The following is an 11,076-nucleotide window of genomic DNA, read 5'->3' on the forward strand; positions in this document are numbered from 1 at the left end:
GAGACAAACGGCCGCAAATCTTTTCGGCTCAGGATTTTTCCGCAGCCAAAAGATTTGCGTCTCTGGCCAGCCGCCATCGCCCATCGGCTTCCTTGCGTAGAATCGTCAATGTATTTCCGGTCCGACGCAAAGGCGCGCCTCCGTCTCTAGGCGTCGCCGTCATCTCGATGTAACTGCGCATATAGGCCCAGTCGCCAAAAATGCAGAGCTCCTGGATTTCGCTGCGCGCCTCGATCGCGACGTTCTTCATGTTTTTCGACGCGGCGGCGAAGGCCTCCTTTCCGAACGGCTTTCCGCCCGGCGTCAAAAAAACCACGTCATCCGTCATCAGATCGAGCAACGCTGTCAGGTCGCCCGCTTTGCTGGAGACCATCCACGCGTCGACCAACTCGCGAATGGCTCTTTCGTCGTCCGTCATTCCGCAAGGCTCCGCGTGATTCCTCTCATCTCCGTCCGACGCTCACATAGGTGAAGCCGCGCTTGCGCACGTCGCCGGGGCGATAGACGTTGCGCAGATCGACGATGATCGGCTGCTTCAAGAGGCTCCTGACCCGATCGAGATCGAGCGCGCGGAAGGCGTCCCATTCGGTGACGATGGCGAGCGCGTCGGCGCCTTCCAGCGCCGAATAGGCGTTGTCGTGGAAGGTGACCTCCGGCATCAGCGGACGCGCCTGGGCCATGCTCTCAGGGTCATAGGCGTGCACCTGCGCCCCGTCGCCGGCAAGCGAAGCGACGATGGCGAGCGAGGGCGCGTCGCGCATGTCGTCGGTGTTGGGCTTAAAGGCCAATCCCAGGAGCGCGATCTTCTTGCCGCGCACCGAGCCGCCGAGCGCGTTGATCACCTTGCGCGCCATCGCCCGCTTGCGCGCGTCATTCACTGCGACCACTGTTTCGACGATGCGCAGCGCCGCGCCTTCGTCCTGCCCCGTCTTAATCAGCGCCAGCGTATCCTTGGGAAAGCAGGAGCCGCCATAGCCCGGTCCCGCATGCAGGAATTTCCCGCCGATGCGCTTGTCGAGGCCGATGCCGCGCGCGACGTCCTGCACGTCGGCGCCGACCTTTTCGCACAGATCAGCGATCTCGTTGATGAAGGTGATCTTCGTCGCGAGAAAAGCGTTGGCAGCGTATTTGGTGAGCTCCGACGTGCGCCGCCCGACGAAGATCAGCGGCGGCGCGTTGAGCGACAGCGGACGATAGATTTCCTCCATCACCTCGCGGGCGCGCGGATCTTCGATGCCGATGACGACGCGGTCGGGGCGTTTGAAATCCTCGATCGCCGCGCCTTCGCGCAAGAATTCAGGATTGGAGACGACGGTGAAATCGGCGTCCGGATTGACTTCGCGCATGATGCGCTCGACCTCGTCGCCGGTGCCGACGGGAACGGTCGACTTGTTGACGACGACCGTGAATCCCTCGAGCGCCTTGGCGATGGTCTGCGCGGCGGCGTAGACGAAGGACAAATCCGCATGGCCGTCGCCGCGCCGCGATGGCGTGCCGACCGCGATGAACACCGCGTCGGCGCCTTTGACCGCCGGTTCGAGTTCGGTGGAGAAGGAAAGGCGGTTCTGTTCGACGTTATTGGCGACGAGTTCGTCGAGGCCGGGCTCAAAGATCGGAATCTCGCCGCGCTTCAGGCGCTCGATCTTGTTCGCGTCCGCGTCGACGCAAATGACGTTATGGCCGAAGTCGGCGAAACAGGCGCCCGAGACCAGACCCACATAGCCAGAACCAATCATCGTAATATTCATCAGCGTCAGTCTCTTGCTTCATGTGCGATCGCCTCCCAAGGGAGGTCGCGCGGGGAAGCCGCGCGGGTGGGGTGAGCAGGGTGCGGGACGCGCGGTTCACCCCATCCCGCGCTTACGGCGCAACCCCCTCATTCGAGGGGAGGGTAGGTCATCCGCCGACGCCGAAGGCGGCGAGCGCCGCCATATTGACGATCTCCGTGTCCGTCGCGCCGAGTTGGACGATTTGAACCGGTTTGTCGAGTCCGACGATCAGCGGACCCAGGACGGTCGCGCCGCCCAGTTCCTGTAACATTTTTGTCGAAATAGCCGCCGAATGAAACGCTGGCATGACAAGGACGTTCGCCGTATCGGTGAGTCGCGAAAACGGGTAGGCGCTCATGAGATCCTTGTTGAGCGCAATGTCCGCGCCCATCTCGCCCTCATATTCGAAATCGACGCGCCGTTGGTCAAGAACATTGACCGCCTGGTGCACGCGCGCCGTGCGCTCGCCCGGCGGATAGCCGAATGTCGAAAAGGCCAGCATGGCGACCCGCGGCTCGAGTCCGATGCGGCGCGCGACGCCGGCCGCCTCGATGGCGATTTCGGCCAGCTCGTGAGCGTCGGGCATTTCGGTGATCGCCGTATCGGCGACGACGACGACGCGGCCGTTTGCGAGAATGATCGACGCGCCGATGACGCGGTGGCCGGGCTTGTGGTCGATGACGCGACGCACGTCTTCAAGCGCGTGGGAGAAATTGCGCGTCACGCCCGTCACCATGGCGTCGGCGTCGCCCTGCGCCACCATCGCGGCGGCGAAATGATTGCGGTCCTGATTGATCAGCCGTTGGCAGTCGCGCATCAGAAAGCCCTTGCGCTGCAGGCGCTCGAACAGGAACTGCGCATAGACTGCGTTACGGTTAGAGAGTTTGGCGTTGTGGATTTCGATCTCTGCGGGAAGTTCAAGGCCGGCATTTTCCGCCGCCTCCTTGACGCGATCCTCCCGGCCGACAAGCACGGCGCGTCCAAAGCCCTGGTTAACGAAAGCGAGCGCGGCGCGGATCACCTGCTCCTCTTCGCCCTCGGCGAAGACGACGCGCTTGGGATCACGCCGCACGCGTTCGTGAATGGTCTGCATCAGCCCGGCGATCGGATCGCGACGCGCCGATAGCTCGGCGCGATAGGCTTTCATGTCGACGATGGGGCGGCGCGCGACGCCGCTGTCCATCGCCGCGAGCGCCACGGCGGGCGGGATGATGGAGATGAGGCGCGGGTCGAAGGGCGCCGGGATAATATAGTCACGGCCGAAACGTGGCCGGGAGCCACGGTAGGCGTTGGCGACTTCGTCCGGCACGTCCTCGCGCGCCAGATCGGCCAGCGCCTTCGTCGCAGCAATCTTCATCTCCATGTTGATCGTCTTGGCGCGCACGTCGAGCGCGCCCCGGAAAATATAGGGAAAGCCGAGGACGTTATTGATCTGGTTGGGGTAGTCGGAACGGCCGGTGGCGATGATCACGTCGGCGCGCGTGGCGCGCGCTTCTTCCGGCGTGATCTCCGGGTCGGGATTGGCCATGGCGAAAACGATCGGATTGTCGGCCATGCTGCGAAGCATGCTGGGTGTCAGGGCGCCCTTGACGGAGAGACCGTAGAAGATGTCGGCGCCTTCCAGCGCCTCGGCGAGCGTTCGCGCCGTGGTGTCCACGGCATGCGCGCTCTTCCACTGGTTCATCCCCTCCTGGCGGCCGCGATAGACGACGCCCTTGGTGTCGCACAGGATGACATTGCGCGGATCGAAACCCATGGCTTTGGCGAGATCGAGACAGGCGATGCCGGCGGCGCCGGCGCCGTTGCAGACGAGTTTCGCTGATCCGATATCGCGGCCCGTCAACAGCAGCGCGTTGAGCATGCCGGCGGCGGAGATGATCGCCGTGCCGTGCTGATCGTCATGAAACACCGGAATGTCCATGAGGTCGCGTAGCCGCTCCTCGATGACGAAACACTCCGGCGCCTTGATATCTTCGAGATTGATGCCGCCGAATGAGGGGCCGAGATACCGCACGGCGTTGACGAATGCGTCGACCTCCTTCGCATCGATCTCGAGATCAATGGAGTCGATGTCGGCGAACCGCTTGAACAGCGCGGCTTTGCCTTCCATCACTGGCTTCGCCGCCAGCGCTCCGAGATCGCCGAGCCCGAGGATCGCGGTGCCGTTGGTGATGACGGCGACCATGTTGCCGCGGGTGGTATAATCGAACGCCGCTGAAGGGTCCTTGGCGATGGCGAGCACCGGCGCGGCGACGCCCGGCGAATAGGCAAGTGATAGATCGCGCTGAGTCGCCATCGGCTTCGAGGCGATGACGGCGAGCTTGCCGGGGCGGCCGCGCGAATGAAACAGCAGCGCCTCCTTGTCCGATATCGTCGCGCGCTGCTCTCCTTCCGCCCGATTCCCCGCCATGTCGTCGGCCATCTTTGCCCCTTTGCTGTTGCGACGCAACACGGCGACCATAACCGGAGCGTGGCTGCGTCCACAAGCGCTTTGCCAGCTCAGGCGGCTGCGCAAAGCGTCACGGAACAATGACGAAGCGTCAGAGTTTTAGGGCATGCGCGGCTGTCCATGCGGCGGCTCAGGTCAGGATTGGGCACAGCAGCGGTCGAAGCGGAGGTTTCGGAATGAATGGCATCATTTATCTCATCGGACTCATCGTCGTCGTTCTGGCGATTTTATCATTTCTTGGCCTGCGCTGAGGAGGCGACAGATGAGTGACTTCGCGCAAACGGGACTCGACGTCAGGGCGTCGCGCGGCGAAGTCGCCGCCGTGACGGCCGCTGGAGACCTATCTGGCCGCTCGACCAACACCGATTGGCCAGCCATCATCGCCGGCGCCATGATCGCCGGAGCAATCTCCTTCATCATGGGAGCGTTCGGTTCGGCGATCGGCCTGTCGTTGACGTCGCCTTATGGCGGCGCATCCTTGGTTGTGCATCTGATCGCGTTGGCGCTCTGGGTGCTTTGGATCACCGTTTCGAGTTTTGCGGTCGGCGGCTACGTCACGGGACGGCTGCGCCGGCGCGTCGGAGACGTCACGCAAGAAGAGGTGGAAGTGCGCGATGGCGTCCATGGTATGGTGCTCTGGGCCGCGGCGATCGTGGTGTTCGCGCTGATCGCTGGCGCCTCGATATTCCAGCTTGCAAAGACCGGCGTTTCCGCGGCGGCGTCTGCAGAAGGCGCAAGAACCGAGACGTCAGCGCTTGCGCCCGCCGTTACTCCGGTCGAGGAGCGGGTCGATTTTCTATTGCGCGGCGATGGCGACGTGAACGCACAGGGCGTGACGATGCCGGCCGAATATCCGCGCGCGATCGTGAAGCGCATCGTCGAGCGCGGCTTGGCGACAGGCGAAATCTCCGGAGAAGATCGCGCCTATCTCGTCAATGTTCTCGCTTCGCGCTCCGGCCTCGCCCCGCAGGAAGCGGAAAGGCGTGTGGATCTGAGCGCCGAACGCCTGCGTGAAGATCAGGCAAAGGCGAAGGAGACGGCCGAGACCGCACGCAAGACCGGCATCCTGCTCGCGTTCCTTTCCGCAGCGACAATGCTCATCGGCGCGGCGGCGGCCTGGTACGGCGCGACGCTCGGCGGGCGCCATCGCGATGAAAACATTGGCGTCGCGGCGTTCTCTCGCTTCTAACAGGAGGTGTGAAATGTTCCGGTCCGTCTTGCTGTGGATGCTCGGGGTTCCCATACCGATCATCATCCTGCTGGCGCTATGGCGATGACATGATGCTTAGAAACCCCCGGAAGAGCGTTCTTCCGGGGCTTCTTTTTATGGCTTGCGGGGAATGTTGAAGACCAGCGGCGCGCCGTCTTCGCCTCCATCCGAGAGCACGAGCAGGCGGTAGCGTCTTGGGTCCGACTCGAGCAGGGCAATGGCTTCCGGCTTGATGAGCGCGCCTTTCTTTCCTAGCGGAGCATTCTGCAGGTCGAGCGTTGCGAGTTCTTTTGGCTGCACGGCCACGCCGGTCGTCAGTCCGCGCAATTCGACGATCGAATAGTCCGCTGACGATTCAGCGCCGCTAGGTCCGACAAGGGCGAGCGCCACGCCGTCCGCGATTGCGAGATCTCGAAAGCCCCTATTGGCGCCTAAAGGAATCGTTGCAAGCGAGGGTCTAAGATCGCCGCCCTCGAAAAGAGCCTTTGCATCGACGCCGACAATGTAGGCGTTCCCGCCAATGTTCGGCGCCCGCAAGGCGAAATACAGCCGCCCGTTCGCCGCCGCCATGCCCTCGATGTCGACGCGGTTACGGCCAGGGGCGCTGTCGCAGCGGCAGTCGCCGGGAACGGCATAGGACGCAAGTTCGGGAAGGCTGCGCATCGCGTCCCATAAGCGTTCGCTGTGCGCCATCGTTCGCAGATGGCCATTCTCGTCGGCCGTGAGCCGGTAGACACGACGGCTGTCAGAATTGTCGCAGCATGTTTCGCGCTTTGCGGCATGTGATCCGGCCACGTAAAAATAGCCGCCGTCGACGGCCGCGGCTTCGGCGTCGAGCTCCTTCTCCACGCCATCGAATTCGAAGGGCTCCCCGACATAGACGAGCCGCTCGCCGTTGATGCGCATGAAGGCGCCCTGGCGGCCTTCATCGACGGCGAGCACGCATATGCCGCTCGTCGCGCAGGCAAAGCCGCTGAATGCTTCATTCGCTCTTTTCGCCCGAAAGGGGTGTTTGTCGACCTGCCACGGGAGTGGCGATTCTGGCGCGACGCGCTCCGCGGCGAAAGCGGCCGAACACAGCCAAGCGGCGGTTGCGGCAAGCGCAATAGGACGGTAGATGGCGGCAATCATCGAAGCCTCCAATCGCAATCCGGCAAGCAAGAGGCGAATCTAGGCTCGGGCGGACGCGTCGTCCACATGCAAGCGCATGCCGCGCGTGGCGCTTGCGCTGCGACGCCGTTACACTGGCGGGCATGAAACACGCAGCGCCCGTACCTGCTCAAAATCTCAATGACCAGGCGCAGACGCGCGTGACCCCAATGATCGCGCAATATATCGAGATCAAGGCGGCGAACGCCGATTGCCTGCTCTTCTATCGCATGGGCGATTTCTACGAACTGTTCTTTGAAGACGCGCAGACCGCGTCGCGCGCGCTTGGCATCATGCTGACAAAGCGCGGCAAGCATCTTGGCGAAGACATTCCGATGTGCGGCGTGCCGGTCGAGCGCGCCAACGACTATCTGCAAAAGCTCATTGCGCTCGGACATCGCGTCGCCGTCTGCGAGCAGATCGAAGACCCGGCGGAAGCCAAAAAGCGCGGGACAAAATCGGTGGTGCGGCGCGACGTCGTACGGCTTGTCACGCCCGGCACGATCACCGAGGACACGCTGCTCGATCCCGCGAGGGACAACGCCTTTTTGGCGATGGCGCGCTTGCGCGGGGAGGACGGGCGCTGGCGATACGGCTTGGCAAGCGTCGATATTTCGACGGGAGCCTTTACGGTCTGTGAGCGCGAAGAGAGTGCGCTCGGCGCCGAGATCGCGCGTCTGGAGCCTCGCGAAATCATCGCCGTCGACGCGCTGTGCCGCGACCCGTCTCTATCAACGCTCTTCGCGGGCGCCGGTGCGCCCATCGCGCCGATCGGCCGCGAGATTGGCGACGGCGCCGACGCCGCGCGACGCCTCATGGAGTTCTATGCTGTGGCGACGCTCGAGGGCTTCGGGGCCTTCAGCGCCTGTGAGCTCGCCGCCGCCGCGACGGCGATTCTCTACGTCGAGCGCACGCAAAAGGGACAGCGCCCGGCGCTCTCGCGCCCCACGAGCCTGCGCGCGCTGGCGACGCTTGAAATCGATGCGGCGACGCGCGCCAATCTCGAACTGACGCGCACGCTGTCCGGCGCGCGCGAGGGCTCGCTGCTTTCGGTCGTCGACCTCACCGTCACACCCGGCGGCGCGAGGCTCTTGGCCGAGCGGATCGCGGCGCCCCTGACTGACGCGCGATTGATCGCAGCGCGTCTCGACGCCGTCGCCTTCTTTTTCGAAAAGCCAGATCTGCGCGCCGCGCTTCGCGCGAAACTCGCGCGCGCGCCGGATCTTTCTCGCGCCGTGTCGCGTCTGTCGTTGGAGCGCGGCGGCCCGCGCGATCTTGCAAGCGTCGGCGTCGCGCTTGACGCTGCGCGGGACATCGCGGGTCTTTTCGCGCAGCTCGATCCGCCGTCGGAGATCGCTGCGGAGACCAAAACGCTTTCTCGAGCGGACATCGCGCTGGCCGGTGAAATCGCCGCAGCCTTGAAAGACAGCCTGCCGCTCGACAGGCGCAACGGCGATTTCATTCGCGAGGGACGCGACGCCGAGCTGGATGAGGCGAGACGTCTTCGCGACGCAAGCCGCAAGGTGATCGCCGAGCTGCAGGGACGCTACGCCGAGCTGACCGAGACGAAGCTCAAGATCAAGCACAATAATTTTCTCGGCTTTTTTCTCGAGGTGTCGCTGGCGAACGGCGAAAAACTGCTGCGACCGCCTTTCGACGCGACCTTCACGCATCGCCAGACCATGGCCGACGCGATGCGTTTCTCGACGCGCGAACTCGTCGAACTCGAAGCAAAGATCGCTTCGGCGGCGGATCGCGCACTGGCGCGCGAATTGGCGATCTTTGACGCGCTCGTCGCAGACGTTTGCGCGCGCGCAGAGGACTTGCGGCGTCTTGCCGAGGCGTTCGCGCGGCTCGATCTCTATGGCGCGCTCGCCGAAGTCGCAGAGAAGCGCGGCTGGACGCGCCCGCTGATCGACGCCTCGCTGCATTTTGAGATTGTCGGCGGGCGCCATCCCGTCGTCGAAGCTTCGCTACAGTCGCACGGCAAGGCCTTCGCCGCGAATGACTGTGATCTTTGCGGCACGGAGGGCGGCCGAATCGCCGTCGTCACCGGGCCGAACATGGCCGGCAAGTCGACCTATCTGCGTCAGAACGCGCTCATCGCGCTGTTGGCGCAGACGGGCTCCTACGTTCCTGCGCAGTCCGCCCGCATCGGCGTCATCGACAGACTGTTTTCGCGCGTCGGCGCCTCCGACGATCTCGCCCGTGGTCGCTCCACCTTCATGGTCGAGATGGTCGAAACCGCGGCGATCTTGAACTGCGCGAGCCCGCGTTCGCTCGTCATTCTCGATGAAATCGGTCGTGGCACGGCGACATTCGACGGACTGTCGATCGCCTGGGCGACGATCGAATATCTGCACGAAGTCAATCGCTCGCGCGCGATCTTCGCCACGCATTTCCACGAATTGACGCAACTTGCGAAGCGGCTGCCGCGGCTCGTCAATCTGACGATGAAGGTGACCGATCACGCCGGCGATGTGGTGTTTCTGCATGAGGTGATCAAAGGCGCGGCCGACCGCTCCTATGGCGTGCATGTCGCGCAGCTCGCGGGACTGCCGGCGAGCGTCGTCGCGCGTGCGCACGCAATTCTCGCGGAGTTGGAAGCGGCCGACCGACGCGCGCCGGTTGAGACTTTGATCGACGATCTGCCGCTCTTCGCGCGCCTCGCTGAAGCGTCGGCGCCGAAAGACGCATTGCGCGACGCGCTTCAAGAGATTGATCCAGACCAGATGACGCCGCGCGAAGCGCTCGCCGCGCTCTATGAATTGAAGAAGAAACTCTGAAAGCGTTTTTTGTGGTTTGAAGCCGAGCTTAAAGGCTCGTGACTAAGTCGCAGACCGCGGCGCGTTTGGCGCAGACACTCAAATCCATCGAGCCCCGTTGCGTTCTTCCGTCGACGCCAAGGCGTGTCGAACGAAGGCGCGAGTATCGGGGCTATACGCCGGCGCCGCCTGCGGCCTTCGCTCAGCATCTCCGTCTCTCATCCGACGGCGCCGCCAAATGCACTGACATCGGAGAACAAGTCATGATTCTCGTGTTGATCTTCGTCGGCGTCGCTTTGGCGGCAGGTGGCGTGCTCTCATTGCTCGACGGACAGTTCAGGGTCAGCAAGGTGACGGCGGTCATGGCTTTCGTCGGCGGATTGATCATGGTCGTTGGAGCGGAAGCCGGACTGATCGGCTCCAGCTCATCCTTCTTCAAAGCGCAGCAAATTAAAACGTCGGCCTGCGAATTGGACGGCGAGTCGGCATATCCCGAAAATCGCCGCTTCGATCCAAATCACCTGATCCGCAAGTATATTTTGGGTTGCATGGAGCGGTCAGGCTATGCCTGGACAAGCGATCACGAGCACTGCAAGGAAGCGCCGCTCGCCACAAATCCGCTGTGCTATCTGCCAACCGGCCTTTTCGATCGCGCAGTGACGAAAGTCCAAGTCGCCTTTGAGTAGGGCGCGCTGCGGCGGCGTCCGCCGCAGGTCACGCAAGATTGCGCGCGAAGACGAATTGCGTGTCGCCATAGCGGCGTTCGTCTTCGCGCAGCAAATTCGGCGGCAGGTTGACGTGCGCCCTGGCGCTTTCTTCGACGACGACGATGGCGTCCGGCGCAAGCCAGCCGCCATCGACAAGCGCGATAAGCGCAGGCGTCGCGAGATCCTTGCCGTAGGGCGGATCGAGGAAGGCGACCGAAAAGCGTTCGCCCGCCGGCGCGGCGCCGAGCTTGGTGGCGTCCCGGCGAAAGATGCGCGTCACGCCGCCAAGTCCCAGCGCTTCGATATTGGCGCGTAGCAGTGCGCGCGCCTCGGCGCCGTCATCGACGAAAAGCGCTCGCGCCGCGCCGCGCGACACGGCCTCAAGTCCGAGCGCGCCGGCGCCGGCGAAGAGATCGACGACATTCGCGCCCGCAACCGGATCGCCGAAGCGATGCGCGAGAATGTCGAAAACGGATTCGCGCAGCCGTTCGGACGTTGGTCGAATCGCCTGCGAACGTGGTCCCGTAAGCGCCCGACCGCGCAGGGCGCCGCCGACGATGCGCATGGTCTATGCGCCGCGCGGCTTGCGCGGTCCCTTGAAGGGTCCCTTGGGCGGTCCTTTGCGCGGCCCCTTGAAGGGTCCTTTGGGCGGGCCTTTGCGCGGCGCGCCTCGGCCGCCCGCGGGACCTTTGCCAGGTCCGCTGCGTGGACCTTTGTGCGGGCCCCGAGCCGGTCCGCCGCTGCGCGAAGGCCGCGCGTCTCCGCCCGAGCGGGTCTGATCGAATTTGCGTTCGCGGGGCGCGCGGTCGCCAGCCGAAAATTCACGCTCGCCGCTGCGCGCCGGGCGCTTGTCGAATGTCCGTGGCCGCTCCTGGCGCGTCGCGCTGGCGCCGCGCGTGTCCCGCCGCGCCTCGTCGCCGTCGCGTCGCGGCGGACGCTTGTCGAACCGCGCGTCATCGCGATTGGCCGTGCGATAATTTCTCTGACCGCTCGCGCGGTCGTCCGGCCGCTTCCCGAATCTTTGCGT

The 11,076-nt window shown here is 64.1% G+C and carries 8 protein-coding genes and 1 pseudogene; 3 read left to right on the top strand and 6 right to left on the bottom strand.

The window, feature by feature from the left end; all coding sequences use genetic code 11:
* Window positions 1-28: 28 nt before the first annotated feature.
* The 3 genes from NEI07_RS09805 to NEI07_RS09815 form a co-directional block, all read right to left on the bottom strand.
* Entirely contained in the window at window positions 29-418 is a 390-nt protein-coding gene (locus tag NEI07_RS09805; RefSeq protein WP_256034287.1) for a YybH family protein, read from the bottom strand.
* A gap of 25 nt (window positions 419-443) precedes the next feature.
* On the bottom strand, window positions 444-1,748 hold the full coding sequence (locus tag NEI07_RS09810; RefSeq protein ID WP_256034288.1) for a UDP-glucose dehydrogenase family protein: 1,305 nt from the start codon (window positions 1,746-1,748) through the stop codon (window positions 444-446).
* A 148-nt stretch (window positions 1,749-1,896) separates the two neighbouring features.
* Window positions 1,897-4,191 (bottom strand): NADP-dependent malic enzyme, encoded by a 2,295-nt coding sequence (locus NEI07_RS09815; RefSeq protein ID WP_256034289.1) that lies wholly within the window; start codon window positions 4,189-4,191, stop codon window positions 1,897-1,899.
* 289 nt (window positions 4,192-4,480) lie between these two features.
* On the opposite strand from NEI07_RS09815, the gene NEI07_RS09820 reads away from it, so the two are divergent.
* Window positions 4,481-5,407: a hypothetical protein gene (locus tag NEI07_RS09820; protein WP_256034291.1), complete on the top strand. Its 927-nt coding sequence runs from the start codon at window positions 4,481-4,483 to the stop codon at window positions 5,405-5,407.
* A 135-nt stretch (window positions 5,408-5,542) separates the two neighbouring features.
* Here NEI07_RS09820 and NEI07_RS09825 read toward each other — a convergent pair whose 3' ends face one another.
* A complete protein-coding gene (locus tag NEI07_RS09825) occupies window positions 5,543-6,559 on the bottom strand; it encodes a DUF3616 domain-containing protein (RefSeq protein WP_256034293.1) in 1,017 nt (338 codons plus the stop codon).
* 122 nt (window positions 6,560-6,681) lie between these two features.
* Between NEI07_RS09825 and mutS the strand changes: the two genes are divergently transcribed.
* Together mutS and NEI07_RS09835 are read left to right on the top strand one after the other, a co-directional pair.
* Window positions 6,682-9,363: a DNA mismatch repair protein MutS gene (gene mutS / locus NEI07_RS09830; RefSeq protein ID WP_256034294.1), complete on the top strand. Its 2,682-nt coding sequence runs from the start codon at window positions 6,682-6,684 to the stop codon at window positions 9,361-9,363.
* A 242-nt stretch (window positions 9,364-9,605) separates the two neighbouring features.
* Window positions 9,606-10,028, top strand: a complete 423-nt coding sequence (locus NEI07_RS09835; protein ID WP_256034295.1) for a hypothetical protein — start codon at window positions 9,606-9,608, stop codon at window positions 10,026-10,028.
* A 28-nt stretch (window positions 10,029-10,056) separates the two neighbouring features.
* Here NEI07_RS09835 and rsmD read toward each other — a convergent pair whose 3' ends face one another.
* Window positions 10,057-10,614, bottom strand: a complete 558-nt coding sequence (rsmD, locus tag NEI07_RS09840; protein ID WP_256034296.1) for a 16S rRNA (guanine(966)-N(2))-methyltransferase RsmD — start codon at window positions 10,612-10,614, stop codon at window positions 10,057-10,059.
* Window positions 10,615-10,617: 3 nt separating this feature from the next.
* Window positions 10,618-11,076 (bottom strand): annotated as a pseudogene (locus tag NEI07_RS09845) (pseudouridine synthase); the annotation flags it as partial.

Source organism: Methylocystis suflitae (assembly GCF_024448135.1).
GTDB classification, from domain to species: domain Bacteria; phylum Pseudomonadota; class Alphaproteobacteria; order Rhizobiales; family Beijerinckiaceae; genus Methylocystis; species Methylocystis suflitae.